Raw genomic sequence first — 17,104 nt, forward strand, 5'->3', positions numbered from 1 at the left:
CGCACAGCGGGGCCGCCGGATGGAATCCGGCGGCCCCGCTGTGTTGACGGTGGGTGTCAGGCGTCTTCGGTGCGGTAGATTCCGGCCATCCAGTCCTCAACCTCCGTTGCCTTCCGCGGCAGGGCCGCACTGAGGTTGACAGGTCCCTCGGCAGTCATCAGGACGTCGTCCTCGATGCGGACGCCGATGCCCCGGTACTCCTCCGGGACCGCCAGGTCTTCCTTCTTGAAGTACAGCCCCGGCTCGATGGTGAACACCATGCCCTCGGTGAGGATGCCGTCGAGGTAAAGCTCCCGCTTTGCCTGGGCGCAGTCGTGGGCGTCGAGGCCCAGGTGGTGGCTGGTGCCGTGCGGCATCCAGCGGCGGTGCTGCTGGCCCTCGGTGCTGATGGCCTCCTCCACGCTGACAGGCAGCAGGCCCCACTCGGCAAGGCGCTCTGCCAGCACCGTGGTTGCCGCGGTGTGGATGTCACGGAATTTGGTGCCGGGCTGCGCGGCGGCGAACCCCGCATCAGCGGCGTCGAGGACCGCTTCATAGACTTTGCGCTGGACGTCGCTGAACGCGCCCCCCGCCGGCAGGGTCCGGGTGACGTCGGCCGTGTACAGGGAATCCACCTCAACGCCGGCGTCGAGCAGCAGCAGGTCGCCGGAGTGGATCCGGCCGGTGTTGCGGGTCCAGTGCAGCACGGTGGCGTTGTTGCCTGAAGCGGCGATGGTGTCGTAGCCCAGTTCGTTTCCCACCTCGCGTGCGCGGGCGAAGAAAGCGCCCTCCACTACCCGCTCGCCGCGGGCATGGGTGAGCGCCCGGGGGAGGGCCTTGACCACCTCTTCGAAGCCCTCGACCGTGGCTGCCACGGCAAGTTTCATCTGCTCGATTTCCCACTCATCCTTGAGCAGGCGCAGTTCGGAGAGCGCCTCGCTGAGCTTCTCGTCGAGGGCGTCGAGGGCCTCGAGGTCCAGGTTTTCCGGGTCCCTGGCAGTGTTGTAGCGTGCGGTGTCCACCAGGGCGTCAATGTTTTCGTCCACCTTGCGGACCAGGCGGATGGAGATGCCGCCGATTTCGGGGGCCCCCACATCCTTCGTGATGGCGGTTTCCAGCTGGTCGATGTGGGCCGTGGCCAGGCCAAGCCGGGCCTCGAACTCCGCCAGGGTGGGACGGGCGCCGATCCAGAATTCGCCTGACCGGGCATCTGCGTAGAACTGTTCCGTGTCCCTGCCGGCCAGCGGCCGGAAGTAGAGCGTGGCACGGTGGTTCGCGCCGTCGTCGCCCTTTCCTTCCTCAACCGGTTCCAGGATCAGGACGGCATCAGGCTCATGGTCCAGGCCCAGGCCGGTGAGGTGGGCGAACCCGGAATGGGGGCGGAAGCGGTAGTCGCAGTCGTTGGAGCGGACCTTGAGCGGGCCGGCAGGGATGACCAGGCGTTCGCCCGTGAATTGGGCGGAGATGGCTTTGCGCCGGCGTGCGGCATAGGCGGCCACGGCATCGCGTCCGGGGGTCTCCTGGCTCGAGGGTGCCCAGTTGCTGGCCATGAAAGCCTTGAAGGCGTCGGAACTGGGCCGCTGCGAGCGGTTGTTGACGCGCTCCTCCAGCGGCTGGGAAGCAGAGTTCGGGGTGTTTTCGGCATCGTTCACGGGACCATCGTCTCACCAGCGTCGCGGTCATGCGAACAGCCCGTCGGTGTCCCCGATCCGCTGTCCACTAGGCTGGACAAGTGAGGATTGACCTGCATGCCCACTCCAACGTCTCCGACGGTACCGAGACCCCTGCCGGCGTCATGGCGTCAGCTGCCCGTGCGGGCCTGGACGCTGTGGCGCTGACCGACCATGACTCAACGGCGGGGTGGGCTGAGGCTGCCGCGGCCGCTGTGGAATGCGGCGTGGCACTGGTGCCGGGGATGGAGGTCTCGTGCCGGACGGACGAGGGCATCAGCGTGCACCTGCTCAGCTACCTGCATGACCCCACCCACCCCGGACTCCTCGAAGAGATCACCAAGGCCAAGGATTCCCGCCTGACCCGGGCCGAGCACATGGTCATGTTGCTGGCCGAGGATTACCCGCTGACATGGGACGACGTGATCCACCACGTCGCGCCGGGGGCCACCCTGGGCCGTCCGCACATCGCCGATGCCCTCGTGGCGGCGGGCGTGGTGGAGGACCGTTCGGAGGCCTTCGCCTCCATCCTCACCTCGCGCTCGCGGTACTTCATCCCCCACTACGCACCCGACCCGGCCACCGCCGTCGAACTTGTCTGTGCTGCCGGCGGCGTGCCGGTCTTCGCCCATCCGGTGGCGTCGGCGCGGGGAAGGATCGTGGGGGAGCGCACCTACCGGGAGATGATCGACGCCGGCCTCGCGGGCCTGGAGATCGACCACCGCGACAACCCGGAAGAGGGGCGCAGCTTCCTGCGCCGGCTCGCCGCCCGGCATCACCTGCTGGTGACGGGTTCCTCGGACTATCACGGAACCGGCAAGCCCAACCTGCTCGGCGAGAACGTCACGTCCCCGGAGGTGCTGGCGCGGATTGAGGCGCTGGGCACCGGTTCAGCCGTCATCCGTCCCTGACGTCCCAAGCAAGTAGCGCGAACTGTCGTTGAGGATGGCCAAAACGACAGTTAGTGCGACCTAGTTGGGCTGATGCTCGATGACTGTCGCGTGCGCACCCAACCGCTTGGCCATGATGTCGACGGCCGGCTGGTTCTGGTCCACGCACACAAATCTCCGGCCGAGCTTGGCGGCGACCGCACCGAGGGTGCCGGACCCGGCGAAGAAGTCCAGGCACCAGTCGCCCGGCCTGCTTGACGCCGCAACTACCCGGCGGACCAGGCCTTCCGGCTTTTGCGTGGGATAGCCCGTTTTTTCCTTGCCGGTGGGGGAGACGATGGTGTGCCACCAGACATCGGTGGGCAGCTTGCCCAGCTCCCGTTTGGCGGGTGTGACCAGCCCCGGCGCCATGTAGGGCTCCCGGTCCACCTCGGCGCTGTCGAAGTGGTACTTCGCGGGGTTCTTCACGTACACCAGGATGTTGTCATGCTTGGTTGGCCAGCGGTTCTTGGCGCGGGCACCGTAGTCGTAGGCCCAGATGATTTCATTCAGGAAGCACTCCCGGCCGAAGATGGCATCCAGCATCACCTTGGCGTAGTGCACTTCGCGGTAGTCCAGGTGCAGGTACAGGGTGCCGTCCTCGGCCAGCAGGCGCCACGCTTCCACCAGCCGGGGCTCCAGGAACGACCAGTAGTCGCTGAACGCGTCATCGTACCGGTGCAGGGCACCCTTGACGGTGTCATAGGAGCGGCCCTTGAAGCCCACGCGGTCACCGGTGCCCCCGGCGTTGGCTACCATCCTGGTTTCCTGGCGCTGCTGCGGCCTGCCGGTGTTGAAGGGCGGATCCACGTAAATCAGTGTGAAGGCGCCGTCCGGCAGCGTCGGGAGGTACGCGGCGTTGTCTGCGTGCACCACCAGGCTGCCGCCGTCCGGCGCCCAAACAGTGTCAGTCATCGGGGCAGTTAGCCCTCGGAGGTGCCAGGCTGGGTGCCCTTGTCGGCACCGGCTACCACTTCACCGTTGCGGCGGCGTGTGCGGGTGCGGCTTCGCCGGGCACGCGTGGGCTGTTCTCCCTCGGTGGCGGGGGTGGAGGACTCGCCTGAAGCAGCGGTGGCGGCAGAGTCGGACGTACGACGGCGGCGCTGGCCTGAGCGGGGCGCCGAGTCGCTGCTGCGCCCGCCTTCGCTGCTGCGGCCGCTCTCGCGGCTGCCGCTGCTGCGGGTGCGGCCCCGGCCCTCCTGGTCCCTGCCACCGCGGCTGTTCTTCTTGCCGGTCTCGCCCAGGTCCTCAAGCACCTCGGCGTCGACGCCGGCCAGCGTCCGCTTATCGCGCGGGAGGCGGCCCTTGGTTCCCTCGGGAATGTCCAGGTCCGTGTAGAGGTGCGGCGAGGAGGAGTAGGTCTCCACGGGTTCGGGCACGTTGAGCCCCAGTGCCTTGTTGATCAGCGCCCAGCGGGGAACATCGTCCCAGTCGACGAAGGTGACGGCCGTGCCCTTGTTGCCGGCGCGCCCGGTGCGGCCCACGCGGTGCAGGTAGATCTTTTCGTCTTCCACGCACTGGTAGTTGATCACGTGGGTGACATCCTCGACGTCGATGCCGCGCGCCGCGACGTCGGTGGCCACCAGGACGTCCACCTTGTTGTTGCGGAACGCCCGCAGCGCCTGTTCGCGGGCACCCTGGCCCAGGTCGCCGTGGATGGCGGCGGCGGCGAATCCGCGGTCCACCAGTTCCTCGGCCACCTTGGCGGCGGTGCGCTTGGTCTTGGTGAAGATGATGGTGCGGCCACGGCCGCGGGCCTGCAGGATCCGGGCCACCACTTCGGTCTTGTCCATGCTGTGCGCACGGTAGATCAGCTGGCGGATGTCCCGCTTGGTCAGGCCCTCATCCTCGGGGTCAGCCGCCCGGATGTGCGTCGGCTGGGTCATGTAGCGGCGCGCCATGGCGATGACGGGGCCGGGCATGGTGGCGGAGAACAGGAGGGTCTGGCGGACGGCGGGAGTCGCCGCGATGAGGGTCTCCACGTCCGGCAGGAAGCCGAGGTCCAGCATTTCGTCGGCTTCGTCCAGCACGACGATCTTGACGTTCTTCAGGCTCAGGTGCTTCTGCTTGTAGAGGTCGATCAGGCGCCCGGGGGTGCCCACGACCACCTCAACGCCCTGTTTCAGGGACTCCACCTGGGGCTCGTAGGCGCGGCCGCCGTAGATCGTGGCGATCCTCGCGTTCCGCTTGGTCGATGCGGTCTGGAGGTCGTTGGCCACCTGGACCGCGAGTTCACGGGTGGGTACCACCACCAGGGCCTGCGGGGCGCCGGGAACGGCCAGCTTCGCGTAGCCGGGGTCGTCCTGCCCGATGACCCGCTGCAACGCCGGGATGCCGAAGCCCAGGGTCTTGCCGGTGCCGGTCTTTGCCTGGCCGATGATGTCGTGGCCGGACAGCGCCACGGGGAGGGTCATGGCCTGGATGGGGAAGGGGTGGGTGATGCCGGCGTCGGCCAGGGACTCGACGATGTCCGCGCGGACGTTGTAGTCGGCGAAGGACTTTTCCGCGATTTCGTGCGGCGTCTCGTCCGAGATGATGGTCTCTTCCGGCTCGATCGTCTCCGTGCCGGACTCATCGGTCAAAAGCTGGTGGGTATGCAATTCACTCACAGGGGAGTTTCCTTATTCATTTGGGCAATGGCGCTGCCTGCTCGACGGGCCGGCCGGGGCTGGCCGTTCCGGAGCACGCTCGGGCGCACACGCAATTCCAGTGGAAGCCGATCGCGGGCTATCTAAATGCTGGCACTGGTGACCAGCGGGTGAATCTCAAGATCGCGTAGGGGCGGGCTTGTTGGTTTCAAAACATGGAAATCAACGACCGGGCATCCGTTTTCTACGTGTTCAGTCTAGCCGCAAGGGGCCAAAAACACGGTTTCGGCGCCAGTGCACACGCGGGCGGCCCGACTGTCCCGCCCGCGGCAGCGGGACGGAGGGGCGGCGTGGCTAGCCGGCAAGGGCGTCCAGGGCCCGGCGGAGGCGGGCGTCGGCGTCGTCCGCCACTTCCTTGACGGAAGGGGCGCTGCTGAGCTGGACCATGGCCTGGGGGTCGATGGCCTCGATGGTTGTTTCGCCCGCGCCTTTGGCCTTCCGGACCACCACATTGCAGGGCAGCAAGGCGCCCATTTCGGGCTCGGCGGCCAGGGCACGGCTGGCGAGGGCGGGGTTGCAGGCGCCGAGGATGATGTAATCCCCGACGGCGTCCGCGGCTTCAGCGCCAAGCTTGGCTTCGAAAGTGTTCCGGACGTTTATTTCCGTCAGGATTCCGAAACCTTCCGCTGCAAGGGCGTCGCGGGTGCGCTGGACTGCTTCGTCCCAGGCGATGGGGACGGTGACGCTGTTGGTGTAACCCATGGAGACTCCTTGGTTGAGCTGCGGTTCGGGCCGCTGGCGGTCTGTGTTGCCTGGCGGTTCGGCCTGTCAGGCGAGGGAGAGGAAGAGCTTTTCCAGGTCTTTGCGGTCCATGGTTTCGTCCTTCTGGACGATGCACTGCTCCAGTCCGGTGGCGATGATGGCGAAGCCCGCCCGGTCAAGGGCCTTGGACACGGCGGCCAACTGGGTGACGACGTCCTTGCAGTCCCGGCCTTCTTCAAGCATCCGGGTGACGGCCGCGAGCTGGCCCTGGGCGCGCTTGAGGCGGTTGATCACGGGGGTGAGTTCGGTGGGGTTCAGTTCCATGAGGGGTCTCCATCGGTAAGTTCCTGCCCCTCAGTCTATACCCCCGTGGGTGTTTTGACTACCCCGGGGGGTATCTGCAATACTCGGTGGGGTATCCACCAGACCCCTTCCGAGAGGCCACTTATGACTTCCCCTTCCAAGGCAACCGCCGTCACCGCACTGGCTCCCGAGACCCTGCAGGCCTGGATCACGGAGCACCAGGACCTCATGGTGATTGACGTGCGTTCCGCCGCCGAGTTCGAGTCCATGCACATCCGCGGCTCCTACAACGTTCCGCTGCCCCTGCTGTCCGAGCACACCGACGAGCTCGCCGCCCGGCTGGGCTCACGCGTGGTCCTGGTCTGCCAGTCCGGCGTCCGCGCCGAGCAGGCACGCCAGCGCATGGCAACCGTTGGCCTCGACACCGCCTACGTCCTCACCGGCGGGGTTCCCGGCTTCGCTGCCGCCGGCGGCGACGTGGTCAAGGGCAAGGACCGCTGGGACCTCGAGCGCCAGGTCCGCCTGGCTGCCGGCTCCCTGGTGATGCTGGGCCTGGCCGGAGGCAAGTTCGTCTCGCCCAAGGTGCGCATGCTCGCCGGTGCCATCGGCACCGGGCTGACGTTCTCGGCCGCGACCAACACCTGCGCCATGGGCAAGGCCCTCTCGGCCATGCCCTGGAACAAGGCCGCCACGGAACCCACCCGCGAAAGCGCCATCCTGCAGCTTCCCGTGCAGACGGCTGAAGAGGGCGCCGCGGCATGATCCCTGCCCTGGCCCTGGGGCTCGTCGTCGGCATCGTCCTGGGCGTAGTGGGCGGCGGCGGGTCAATCATCGCCGTCCCCGCCCTCGTCTACGGGGTGGGCATGAGCCCCGCCCAGGCGATCCCGACGTCGCTGCTGGTGGTGGGCGTGTCCTCGCTGGCAGCCCTGCTGCCCAGGGCCAGGGAGGGCCTGAACTGGCCCGTCATCGCGCTGGTCGGCGGCGCCGGCATACCGGCGGCCTGGGCCGGCGCCGCCGTCGGCAAGCTGCTGGACCCGAACATCCTGATGCTCGCCTTCGCCGCGATCATGGTCGCAGCCGGCATCCGGATGCTCATGAAGCCACGCGAATCCGAAGGCTCCTGCAGTACGGGCCCGCACCGGGCCTTCCGATCCTGCGCCCCCAAGGCGGTAGGCGTGGGGCTGCTCGTGGGGTTCCTCACCGGCCTGCTCGGCGTAGGCGGCGGGTTCCTCATCACCCCGGCGCTGACCATCTTCCTGGGCCTGCGCATGAAGCAGGCCGTGGGAACCTCCCTGGCGATCATCGTGGTCAACTCCGCGGCAGGCTTCAGCGCCCACGCCACCGGCTACACGATCGACTGGGCCACCACCCTCGCATTCGCGGTCCCGGCCATCCTCGGCTCCCTCGTCGCCGCACGCCTGGCCCGCCGCCTGCACGACAAGCACATCCGCATCTCATTCGCGGTACTCATCTTCGCCGTCGCGGCGTGGGTCACCGCCGGCACCGTCACCGCCTGACCCCTACCCAGCAGGAGAACACGTCATGGGACTTCTCGACTCCCTCAAGAAGGCCTTCAGCAAGCCCTACAAAACGATATCGGTGCCGCAGGCCAAGGAACTCCTGGGGTCGGGCGCCACGCTCATCGATGTCAGGTCCGCCCAGGAATGGCGGACCGGCCGGGCGCCGCAGGCCAGGCACGTCCCCCTGGACCGGCTGCAGGGCAGTACCGCGGGGATCCAGAAAAGCCGCCCCGTGATCACCGTCTGCGCGTCCGGCGTGCGCTCCGCCTCGGCAGCCAGGCTCCTTGCCGCCAAGGGATACGACGCCTACTCGGTGCGCGGCGGCATGGCCGCCTGGCGCCAGGCCGGCGAGCCCGTCCGCTGAACCAGCTCCACCGTTACCAGCCGATACCACTTCGAAGGAGAACCTCCCATGGCTGAAATCACCATCACCGAAACCGACCAGCGCCGCTCCACTGCCCGGATCCTGGACGTCCGCGAGGACTTCGAGGTCGCCGAGGGCATGATCCCCGGCGCTCTGCACATCCCCATGGGCCAACTGCAGGCCCGCCTCGGCGAGCTCGACCCGGCCGTGCCCGTGATCGCCGTCTGCCGCAGCGGAAACCGCAGCGCCGCCGTCGCCGATGCCCTGAACGGCGCCGGATACAAAGCCGACACCATGGCCGGCGGCATGACCGCCTGGACCCGCGCCGGGCTCCCCACCACCTAAACCCCGCCCGAAAGGACACCGCAGACCATGCCAACCATCGAAATCACCGAGCAATCCTTCGCCCAGACCCTGGAGGGGAGCGGCATCGTCTTCGTCGACTTCTGGGCAGCCTGGTGCGGCCCCTGCCGCATGTTCGCACCGATCTTCAGCGCAGCCGCAGAACGCCACCCCGACATCGTGTTCGCCAAGGTGGATACCGAAGCCGAGCAGGCACTGGCCGCCGCAGCCAACATCACTGCCATCCCCACCCTGATGGCATTCAAGGACAAGACCCTGGTCTTCTCACAGCCCGGAGCGCTCAATGCCACCGGCCTGGAAGAGGTCATCCAGGCAGTGAAGGATCTGGACGTGGAGAAGGCCCGCGCAGAAGCAGCGGACCAGCACGCCTGATCCCCTTTCTCCTTTCCGGCGGTCGCACGCCCGTCGTTGCGAGATACCCCCCGGGGTATCTATATACTGGATTCAGCACACCCCCATCCCCTTTCAACTGAAGGAGAGCACCCCATGCTTATTGAGCGCATTTACGACGAAGACCTCGCCCAGGCCAGCTACGTCATTGGCTGCCAGGCCAAGGGTGAAGCGATCGTGGTGGACGGCCGCCGTGACATCGCCGTCTACCAGGACCTTGCCGCGAAGAACGGCATGAAGATCGTGGCTGTCACCGAGACCCACATCCACGCCGACTACCTTTCCGGCACCCGCGAGCTGGCAGCCGCCACCGGCGCCAGGATCTATGTCTCCGGCGAGGGCGGTCCGGACTGGCAGTACGCGTTCGAGGGCGAGCGGCTCTACGACGGCGACACCATCACCCTGGGCAACATCAGCATCAAGGCCCTACACACCCCTGGCCACACCCCCGAGCACTTGTCCTTCCTGGTCACCGACGGCGCGTTCAGCGACCAGCCCGGCTACCTGCTCTCCGGGGACTTCGTCTTCTCCGGCGACCTGGGCCGGCCCGACCTGCTGGACGAAGCAGCCGGCGGCATCGACACCCGCTTCGAGGGCGCCAAGCAGCTCTTCGCCAGCCTGCGCGACAAGTTCCTCACCCTGCCCGACTACGTCCAGGTCCACCCCGCCCACGGCGCCGGCAGCGCCTGCGGCAAGGCCCTCGGCGCCATACCGTCTTCCACCGTCGGCTACGAACGCCTCTACGCCTGGTGGGGCCCCTACCTCGCGGCCAACGACGAGCAGGGCTTCATCGACGAACTCCTCGACGGCCAGCCCGACGCCCACGCCTACTTCGGCCGCATGAAGCGCGAAAACCGCGAAGGCCCCGCCGTCATGGGCGAACGCACCCCGCTGCCCGAGCTCTCCGCCGGGATCGTCGCCGCAGGCCTGGCGGAAGACACCCTGACCTTCATCGACACCCGCTCCAACAGCGAAGTCCACGAAGGCACCGTGGCCCGGTCCCTGAACGTCCCGGCCGGCAAGTCCGTGGCCAGCTACGGCGCCTGGGTGGTGAATCCGGAAACGGACAAGAACCCGCTGGTGCTGCTGGCCAAGGACCAGGAGCAGGCGCAGGACATGTGGGACCACCTGGTCCGCGTGGGCATCGACAACGTGGCAGGCTACCTCACCAGCATCGACGGGCTGCCCACCTTCACCCCCAAGCTGATCCAGCCAGAGGAACTCGAAGGCTTCGACGCGGCCATGGTCCTGGACGTCCGCAACAAGACCGAGCACAAGGCCGGGCACGTCCCGGGCTCGTACCAGCTCAGCGGCGGCCGCGTCATGTGGCACCTCGACGAACTCCCCGACGGCGGCACCATCGTCACCTACTGCCAGTCAGGCGTACGGAATTCCGTAGCCGCCAGCGCCCTGCGCCGTGCCGGGTACGACGTCGTCGAACTCGACGGCAGCTACGCCGCCTGGAACGCCTTCCTGAACAGCGTCCCCGCCGCCTAACCAGCCGGCCAAAGACCGCCCGGGCAGGGCCCCCCTCCTGCCCGGGCTCCCGGCCCGGGCGCGTCCCCCGCGCGCCCGGGCCACCTTCATGCCCACTGACCAGGACGGAGCACCCCGATGCCAAACGGGAACCCACAGCGCCATACTGCGGGACCCGCCGGAGCCATATTGGGCCTGCGGCAAAACCTGGCCCAGTTCATGCTTCTGGTGGCGGTCAACGCCCTGGTGGGCGGAACCCTCGGGCAGGAACGCACGGTCCTGCCCCTGCTTGCCTCCGAAGCCTTCCACCTTGACCTCTACACCGGGGCGCTGACCTACATCCTCGCCTTCGGCCTGGCCAAGGCCGTGACCAACTACTTCGCGGGCACCCTGTCCGATAGGCACGGCCGCAAACCCGTCCTCGTTGCCGGGTGGCTCGCAGCGGTCCCCGTCCCGCTGATGCTCATCCTCGCCCCGTCCTGGGGCTGGATCGTCGCGGCCAACGTGCTGCTGGGCATCAGCCAGGGCCTTACCTGGTCCACTGCCGTGATCATGAAAATGGACCTCGCCGGTCCCAGGCAACGCGGCCTCGCCATGGGTTTCAACGAGGCCGCCGGCTACCTGGGCGTCGCCGTCACCGCGCTGGCCACCGGCTACCTTGCATCCACCTACGGCCTTCGGCCCGCCCCCTTCCTCCTCGGTGCCGCCTACATTGCCATGGGGCTCGGACTGACTGTGCTGGCTGTGCGGGAGACCCACGACCATGCGAGAACCGAAGCTTCCCGCCATTCCGGTCCGCACCGCCATGCGGGCGCCGGGCTCACCACGGGCCAGGTGTTCACCCTCACCAGCTTCAAGGACCGCTCCCTCTCCGCGGCCAGCCAGGCCGGGCTGGTCAACAACCTCAACGACGGACTGGCCTGGGGCCTGTTTCCGGTCCTGTTCGCCGCAGCCGGGCTGGGCCTGGGCGAGATCGGTATCCTCGCCGCCGTCTATCCGGCGGTATGGGGCGCCGGCCAGCTCGCCACCGGCGCACTGTCAGACAGGTACGGGCGGAAATCCCTGATCACCGCCGGCATGCTGGTCCAGGCCGCGGCACTGGGGCTGGTGGCAATCGGCACGGACTTTGCCACCTGGCTGGGCGCCGTCATCCTCCTCGGTGCAGGTACGGCCATGGTGTACCCCACCCTGCTCGCCGCCATCGGGGACGTGGCACACCCCGCGTGGCGGGCACGCTCGGTGGGCATCTACAGGTTATGGCGCGACGGCGGATTCGCCGTGGGTGCCTTGCTGTCGGGAGTGCTCGCGGACGCCTTCGGGATACCCGCCGCCACTGCCGCCGTCGCCCTCCTGACCGCAACCTCCGGCGTCGTGGTCGCGGTGCGCATGCGCAGTACCGACCACCAGGGAGGCAGTTGACCTGCTAGGGAACGAGTTCGAAGTGGACCTGGCGGGCCGTGATGTCCGACGCCAGCAGCCGGACCCGGACCTTGGTCCCTGACTCCAGTTCGCCGGCACAGCGGGCGGTTACTGCCGGCTCGGCAACCTGGATGATCCCCGAACTGCCGTTGCCGTTCCCGTTCTTGCCGTTCCCGCTCTTCCCGTTGCCGTTCCCGTTTTGCGGCTTTGAGCCGGAGATCACGATGGCATCGAACTCCTGCCCGATATGGTTCACCAGGAGCGCAGCCTCCACTGTGTCCAGTGCCAGCCGCTCCATCCGTGACGCCAGCTGGTCTGAACCTGCCATGATGCCGGGCAACAATGGAAGGGCCTCACGGGCCCAGGCCGGCACATCCCCGCCGTTGCTCAACGCCTCACAGATCACCAGCACAAACCGGTCCACCAGGCGGCGCAACGGGGCGGTGGTGTGGGCATAGGCGGCGCCAATCGCGGACTGCACGGCGTCTTCCGGGACCGTCCCGTCAAAGGCGGTGTAGGAGGCGCCCCGGAACAGCATGCCGGCCGAATGCATGATGGCCAGTTGGCGCGGGTCCCTGGGGTCCAGGGACCGCAGGTACTCGCCGTAGCTCACTTCCCCGTCCCACGGCCTGCCCAGCACCTCGGTCTGCAGCCGGAAGTGCCGCAGGGACCGCTCGTCCGGCGCGGGCATGGTGCGCAGGATGCCCACCTTGCCGGCCAGCATCATTTGCGCGGCCGCCATGCCGGTCATCAGCGAAATCTGCGCATTCCAGTCCTCGACGGGAAGCTGGGGGACAGCGTCGATCCGGAAACCGCCGTCGGGCAACTGGACGATCTCCTGCTCCGGCATGTTCAGGCTGGCGCCGTTGCGTGCCCGCTCGAGTTGCACCCGCTTGAGGCCCACCTCGCGCAGCAGATGCAGCACGGGGTGGGCGCTGCCGTCGTCGAGGGCCGCCTGCGCACCTTTGTAACTGAGCTTGTCGCGGCTGCGGACCCTCGCACGCCTGACGCCCACCGAGGAAACCTCCGCGTCGCCGTCGAGCACGAAATGCCAGACGAAAGCGGAACATTCCTGCCCGGGCAGCAGGCTGCCGGCCCCCTCGCTGATGACCTCCGGATGCAGCGGGATGCGCCCGTCCGGCGCGTAGAAGGTCTGGCCCCGGCGGCGCGTCTCGGCGTCGAGCGGACCTCCGGGGGCAACGAACGCCGGCACGTCCGCGATCGCGTACAGCACCCGGTAGCCGGTGCCCTCCTGTTCGATGAACACCGCCTGGTCCAGGTCCGTGGACGAGGCCGGGTCGATGGTCACGAATTCGACGCCGGTCAAGTCGTAGGAGGGCAGCTGCAGCGACGCCACTGCTGCTTCGGCGTCTTCCACGGCTTCTGCCGGGTACGGGCCGGGCAGCTCCAGTTCCGTCCGGAGCGCACCCAGCGCTTCCTCAAGGGCATTCTTGTGGTCGTGGACGTTGGGGGCGAGCCGATGGTGTGACACAAAACTCAGCGTATCTCCAAGTACGCCGATAGCGCAGGCTCAGGACTTGGCGCTGTCCAGCGCGTCGAGCAGGGAGGCCGCCGCGGCGGCAGGATCGGCAGCTTCCGTGATCGCGCGGACCACGACGATCCTGCGCGCGCCGGCTTCCACCACCTGGTGCACGTTGCCATGATCGATGCCGCCAATGGCGAACCAGGGCACCGGGTCCCCGGCCTGGGCGGAGGCTTCGGCAGCGTACTTCACCAGGTCGGGGCCGACGGCGGTCCGGCCGGGTTTGGTGGGTGTGGCCCAGACGGGGCCAACGCAGAAGTAGTCCAGGCCGGAAGGGCCGGCAGTGGCTGCGAGGGCGGCGTCCACCTGGCCGGGGGTGTGGCTGGAGAGCCCGATGGCGGCATTGCCGTTGACCAGGGTGCGGGCGGCAGCCAGCGGAAGATCCTTTTGGCCGATGTGGAACACCGGCGCCCCGGACAGCACCGCGATGTCCGCCCGGTCGTTCACTGCCCACAGCCGGCCGTGCCGCAGTGCGGCCTCCTTCAGGACCGCCAGGAGGTCCAGTTCCTCCGCCGCCTCGATGCCCTTGTCGCGCAGCTGGATGATGTCGACACCGCCGGCGAAGGCGGCATCCACGAACTCCGCGAAGTCACCGCGGTCCCGGCGCGCATCCGTGCAGAGGTACAGGCGTGCGGTATCGAGGGCAGGAATTAATGAGGGGGACTGATTCATGCGTGCAAGCCTAGTTCCTCTAAACTGGGCAGGTACTGCGGGAGCCTGCGGCAGCTGTCATAAAGCGCCGGGCTGAGAGGGCGTCAGAGCCGACCGCTTGACCTGATCCGGTTAATACCGGCGTAGGGAAGGAAACAGATGGGCATTCCCCTCGACATTTCATCCGGGCCCGAAGATCCCCGGATCCATGCCGGCGTTGCCGTCATCGGCGGGGGAGTGGTGGGGCACGGCATCGCCTGGGAGGCGCAGCGCTCCGGGCGGTCGGTGGTACTGGTGGATGACGCACCGGGAAGCGGCGCCAGCTGGGCCGCCGCGGGCATGCTGGCGCCGGTGAGCGAACTGCACTACCAGGAGGAGGACCTCCTGGAACTCATGCTCGAGTCATCCTCGCTCTGGCCCGGCTTCGCCGCCGGAGTCGCCGCCGCAACGGGTTCGGATTCCGGATACCTGACGACGCCGACCCTCGCCGTGGGTGCCGACGCCGCCGACCGCGCGGCGCTGATGGACCTGCGCCGGGTGCAGCAGGCCAACGGCCTGGAAGTGGAACCCCTCACCGTGCGGGAGGCCCGCCGGCGCGAGCCCCTGCTCAGCCCCGGCATTGCCTGCGCCCTGGACACGCCGGCCGACCACCAAGTGGATCCGCGCCGGCTGGTGGGCGCAATCCGGCTGGCCCTCGCCGGTGCCGCCGCGCGGACCCCCGAACTTGCGGTCGAAGGTGCCGCTGACGGCTTTGCGGTGCAGGACCGGGCCGCCGGGCTGCTGTGGGACGGCGGAAAGGTTGCCGGTGTGCGCCTCGCCGGCGGCGGCACCATCCACGCCACGGAAACGGTGGTGGCCAACGGGCTGCAGGCTCCTGGACTCGGGGGACTGCCCGACGGACTGCGCCTGCCCCTGCGCCCCGTGCACGGGGACATCCTCCGCCTCGCCGTCCCCCAGCACCTCCGTCCGCTGGTGACCTCAACGGTGCGGGGCCTGGTCCACGGGCTTCCCGTGTACATCGTTCCCCGCCAGGACGGAACCGTGGTGATCGGAGCCACCCAGCGTGAGGATGCGCTCCCGGATGCGGTGAGCGCCGGCGGCGTCTACCAACTGCTCCGGGACGCCCAGGCGCTGGTGCCGGCCGTCGCCGAACTGGAACTGCTCGAATGCACCGCCCGCGCCCGTCCCGCAACGCCGGACAACGCCCCGCTGCTGGGCCGGGTGCCCTTGCCGGCCGGGTCGGGCGCGCACATTCCCGGCCTCATCATCGCCACCGGATTCTTCCGCCACGGCGTCCTGCTCACCCCCGCGGCGGCGGCCATCTGCCGGGACCTTCTGGACGGCACCGCCGACCCCCGCTGGTCCCCGTTCAGTCCGGACAGGTTCTCGCGGCCACTGGCGGCCACCGGCACCCACATCAAGGAGACAGCATGAACATCACCCTCAACGGAAACCCGCACACTGTGGTGGACGGCGCGTCCATCACCATGCTCGTCAGCCAAGTCACCGGCCGTCCGCTCGCGGCCGACGGCCAGGCGACTGATGGCAGGAAGCTGGGTGTCGCCGTCGCGCACAATGCCCAGGTGGTGCCCCGCAGCCAATGGTTCGCCACGGCGCTCGCCGACGGCGACGACATCGAACTCGTCACTGCAGTACAGGGAGGCTGACACCATGACCGAAACCAGCACCATCAACCCCGCAGGCCAGGCTGCCGCGCCGGGCGACGCCCTGGTGATCGACGGCGTCGAACTGGCATCGCGGCTGATCATGGGCACCGGCGGGGCGCCGAGCCTGGACGGCCTCGGGGCCGCTCTCCTTGCCTCCGGGACGGCGCTGACAACAGTGGCAATGCGCCGTTATTCCACGGCCGAGACCGGCTCGCTGTTCCAGCTGCTGGTGGACCACAACATCCGGGTGCTGCCCAACACCGCCGGCTGCTTCACGGCCCGGGACGCGGTCCTCACCGCGGAGCTGGCGCGGGAGGCGCTGGAGACCGACTGGGTGAAGCTGGAGGTCATCGCCGACGAACAGACCCTCCTGCCCGACGCCGTCGAACTCGTGGACGCCACGGAGCAGCTGGTCAACCGCGGCTTCAAGGTCTTTGCCTACACCAACGATGATCCGGTGCTGGCACTGCGGCTGGAAAACCTTGGCGCCACCGCGGTGATGCCGCTGGGCGCACCGATCGGTACCGGGCTGGGGATCCTGAACCCGCACAACATCGAGCTCATCGTTTCCCGCGCTTCGGTGCCCGTGGTCCTGGACGCCGGCATCGGCACGGCCTCCGATGCCGCCCTTGCCATGGAGCTGGGCTGCGACGCCGTGCTGCTGGCCACTGCCGTGACGCGGGCCCAGAACCCCGCACTGATGGGCGAGGCATTCAAGCATGCGGTGATTGCCGGGCGTATGGCGAAGGCAGCCGGGCGCATCCCGCGCCGCGAACACGCCCTGGCGTCGTCGGCCATGGAGGGCCGCGCCGAGTTCCTCTGAACCGCGCCTTAACGCGACTGTGGCCACCACCCCGGGAAGGGTGGTGGCCACAGTCGCGTTAAAGCCCGTTCACCGGCGGAGGATGGCAGTAAGCCGCTCCATGTCGTGGCGCGCACGGGTGCGGCCAAGGTAGGCGACGGCGCCGATGGAAGCCGCGGTGCCGAGCACCACGGGCAGGACCCACGGCAGCCAGGTCAGTCCGGGCAGGTAGCCAAACCCGGCCGCCACCAGGATGATCCACGTCAACGCAGCGACACCCGCGGCGACACCGGCGGCAACACCCGCGCCGTACTTGGCATGCCGCCTGTCATTGGCCCAGACAATGAAACCCGCGGCAACGGTGGCCAGCACCACTATGGTCAGCGAAAGCATGGATCTCCTTGCAGGAACGTGCCGGCGGCCGGACTAGAATTGGCCGAAGCCTACGCGCCGGACCTCTTCGGCGCCGATCTCCACGTATGCCAAGGCATTTCCCGGAACAATGATCAGGCGTCCCTTGTCATCCTTCAGCCGCAGTTCGTTTCCTTCGCTGATTGCGTGGCCGACAACCTTGGCCACGGTCTCCGCGTCCTGCGTTGATTCCAGCACGATTTCCCGGCCCACATTCTGAACGCCGATCTTAATTTCCAAAGGGGGCCTCCCAGCCAGTCAATGCGG

General features: G+C 68.2%; 20 protein-coding genes and 1 riboswitch. Of the genes, 11 read left to right on the top strand and 9 right to left on the bottom strand.

Annotation, left to right across the window (positions count from 1 at the left end):
• Nucleotides 1–56: 56 nt before the first annotated feature.
• Complete coding sequence (locus tag AC2JAJ_RS14545; protein WP_486415371.1) at nucleotides 57–1,631, bottom strand: aminopeptidase P family protein; 1,575 nt, start codon at nucleotides 1,629–1,631, stop codon at nucleotides 57–59.
• 80 nt (nucleotides 1,632–1,711) lie between these two features.
• On the opposite strand from AC2JAJ_RS14545, the gene AC2JAJ_RS14550 reads away from it, so the two are divergent.
• Nucleotides 1,712–2,560 (top strand): PHP domain-containing protein, encoded by an 849-nt coding sequence (locus AC2JAJ_RS14550; protein WP_221386604.1) that lies wholly within the window; start codon nucleotides 1,712–1,714, stop codon nucleotides 2,558–2,560.
• A 60-nt stretch (nucleotides 2,561–2,620) separates the two neighbouring features.
• Here the strand turns inward: AC2JAJ_RS14550 and AC2JAJ_RS14555 are convergent, their stop codons facing one another.
• The 4 genes from AC2JAJ_RS14555 to AC2JAJ_RS14570 form a co-directional block, all read right to left on the bottom strand.
• The gene (locus AC2JAJ_RS14555) at nucleotides 2,621–3,493 is read right to left on the bottom strand and encodes a DNA-methyltransferase (protein WP_221386605.1); all 873 of its coding nucleotides are present in this window, start codon (nucleotides 3,491–3,493) and stop codon (nucleotides 2,621–2,623) included.
• Between the two features lie 8 nt (nucleotides 3,494–3,501).
• On the bottom strand, nucleotides 3,502–5,187 hold the full coding sequence (locus AC2JAJ_RS14560; RefSeq protein ID WP_486415370.1) for a DEAD/DEAH box helicase: 1,686 nt from the start codon (nucleotides 5,185–5,187) through the stop codon (nucleotides 3,502–3,504).
• 333 nt (nucleotides 5,188–5,520) lie between these two features.
• Complete coding sequence (locus AC2JAJ_RS14565; protein ID WP_486415369.1) at nucleotides 5,521–5,928, bottom strand: DUF302 domain-containing protein; 408 nt, start codon at nucleotides 5,926–5,928, stop codon at nucleotides 5,521–5,523.
• A 66-nt stretch (nucleotides 5,929–5,994) separates the two neighbouring features.
• The gene (locus AC2JAJ_RS14570; RefSeq protein WP_043452296.1) at nucleotides 5,995–6,252 is read right to left on the bottom strand and encodes a metal-sensitive transcriptional regulator; all 258 of its coding nucleotides are present in this window, start codon (nucleotides 6,250–6,252) and stop codon (nucleotides 5,995–5,997) included.
• A gap of 123 nt (nucleotides 6,253–6,375) precedes the next feature.
• Here AC2JAJ_RS14570 and AC2JAJ_RS14575 point away from each other — a divergent pair, with 123 nt between their 5' ends.
• The 7 genes from AC2JAJ_RS14575 (at nucleotide 6,376) to AC2JAJ_RS14605 (ending at nucleotide 11,763) form a co-directional block, all read left to right on the top strand.
• Nucleotides 6,376–6,993: a rhodanese-like domain-containing protein gene (locus AC2JAJ_RS14575; RefSeq protein ID WP_486415368.1), complete on the top strand. Its 618-nt coding sequence runs from the start codon at nucleotides 6,376–6,378 to the stop codon at nucleotides 6,991–6,993.
• Nucleotides 6,990–7,748 (top strand): sulfite exporter TauE/SafE family protein, encoded by a 759-nt coding sequence (locus AC2JAJ_RS14580; protein WP_486415367.1) that lies wholly within the window; start codon nucleotides 6,990–6,992, stop codon nucleotides 7,746–7,748. Before AC2JAJ_RS14575 ends, AC2JAJ_RS14580 begins: the two co-directional genes overlap by 4 nt.
• 25 nt (nucleotides 7,749–7,773) lie before the next feature.
• The gene (locus AC2JAJ_RS14585) at nucleotides 7,774–8,115 is read left to right on the top strand and encodes a rhodanese-like domain-containing protein (RefSeq protein ID WP_473696790.1); all 342 of its coding nucleotides are present in this window, start codon (nucleotides 7,774–7,776) and stop codon (nucleotides 8,113–8,115) included.
• A 48-nt stretch (nucleotides 8,116–8,163) separates the two neighbouring features.
• Nucleotides 8,164–8,460, top strand: a complete 297-nt coding sequence (locus AC2JAJ_RS14590) for a rhodanese-like domain-containing protein (protein WP_236820356.1) — start codon at nucleotides 8,164–8,166, stop codon at nucleotides 8,458–8,460.
• 27 nt (nucleotides 8,461–8,487) lie between these two features.
• Nucleotides 8,488–8,850, top strand: coding sequence for a thioredoxin (trxA, locus tag AC2JAJ_RS14595; protein WP_486415366.1), 363 nt, complete (start codon nucleotides 8,488–8,490; stop codon nucleotides 8,848–8,850).
• Nucleotides 8,851–8,964: 114 nt separating this feature from the next.
• Nucleotides 8,965–10,365, top strand: coding sequence for an MBL fold metallo-hydrolase (locus AC2JAJ_RS14600; RefSeq protein ID WP_486415365.1), 1,401 nt, complete (start codon nucleotides 8,965–8,967; stop codon nucleotides 10,363–10,365).
• Between the two features lie 117 nt (nucleotides 10,366–10,482).
• A complete protein-coding gene (locus AC2JAJ_RS14605; protein WP_486415364.1) occupies nucleotides 10,483–11,763 on the top strand; it encodes an MFS transporter in 1,281 nt (426 codons plus the stop codon).
• A gap of 4 nt (nucleotides 11,764–11,767) precedes the next feature.
• Here AC2JAJ_RS14605 and AC2JAJ_RS14610 read toward each other — a convergent pair whose 3' ends face one another.
• Together AC2JAJ_RS14610 and thiE are read right to left on the bottom strand one after the other, a co-directional pair.
• The gene (locus tag AC2JAJ_RS14610; RefSeq protein ID WP_486415363.1) at nucleotides 11,768–13,255 is read right to left on the bottom strand and encodes an RNB domain-containing ribonuclease; all 1,488 of its coding nucleotides are present in this window, start codon (nucleotides 13,253–13,255) and stop codon (nucleotides 11,768–11,770) included.
• Nucleotides 13,256–13,294: 39 nt separating this feature from the next.
• On the bottom strand, nucleotides 13,295–13,978 hold the full coding sequence (gene thiE / locus AC2JAJ_RS14615) for a thiamine phosphate synthase (RefSeq protein ID WP_221386615.1): 684 nt from the start codon (nucleotides 13,976–13,978) through the stop codon (nucleotides 13,295–13,297).
• Nucleotides 13,979–14,005: 27 nt separating this feature from the next.
• A riboswitch (TPP riboswitch) is annotated at nucleotides 14,006–14,124 on the top strand.
• On the opposite strand from thiE, the gene thiO reads away from it, so the two are divergent.
• The 3 genes from thiO (at nucleotide 14,117) to AC2JAJ_RS14630 (ending at nucleotide 16,447) form a co-directional block, all read left to right on the top strand.
• Nucleotides 14,117–15,391, top strand: a complete 1,275-nt coding sequence (gene thiO / locus AC2JAJ_RS14620) for a glycine oxidase ThiO (RefSeq protein ID WP_486415362.1) — start codon at nucleotides 14,117–14,119, stop codon at nucleotides 15,389–15,391. (Overlaps the previous riboswitch by 8 nt.)
• Nucleotides 15,388–15,624, top strand: a complete 237-nt coding sequence (gene thiS / locus AC2JAJ_RS14625; RefSeq protein ID WP_221386617.1) for a sulfur carrier protein ThiS — start codon at nucleotides 15,388–15,390, stop codon at nucleotides 15,622–15,624. Before thiO ends, thiS begins: the two co-directional genes overlap by 4 nt.
• Nucleotides 15,625–15,628: 4 nt before the next feature.
• Nucleotides 15,629–16,447 (top strand): thiazole synthase, encoded by an 819-nt coding sequence (locus AC2JAJ_RS14630; RefSeq protein ID WP_221386618.1) that lies wholly within the window; start codon nucleotides 15,629–15,631, stop codon nucleotides 16,445–16,447.
• A 69-nt stretch (nucleotides 16,448–16,516) separates the two neighbouring features.
• On the opposite strand, the gene AC2JAJ_RS14635 is transcribed toward AC2JAJ_RS14630, so the two are convergent.
• Together AC2JAJ_RS14635 and AC2JAJ_RS14640 are read right to left on the bottom strand one after the other, a co-directional pair.
• Nucleotides 16,517–16,819, bottom strand: a complete 303-nt coding sequence (locus AC2JAJ_RS14635) for a hypothetical protein (protein ID WP_221386619.1) — start codon at nucleotides 16,817–16,819, stop codon at nucleotides 16,517–16,519.
• 33 nt (nucleotides 16,820–16,852) lie between these two features.
• Entirely contained in the window at nucleotides 16,853–17,077 is a 225-nt protein-coding gene (locus tag AC2JAJ_RS14640; RefSeq protein ID WP_221386620.1) for a DUF3107 domain-containing protein, read from the bottom strand.
• Nucleotides 17,078–17,104: the final 27 nt, after the last annotated feature.

The organism is Arthrobacter sp. MOO21, from assembly GCF_057369995.2.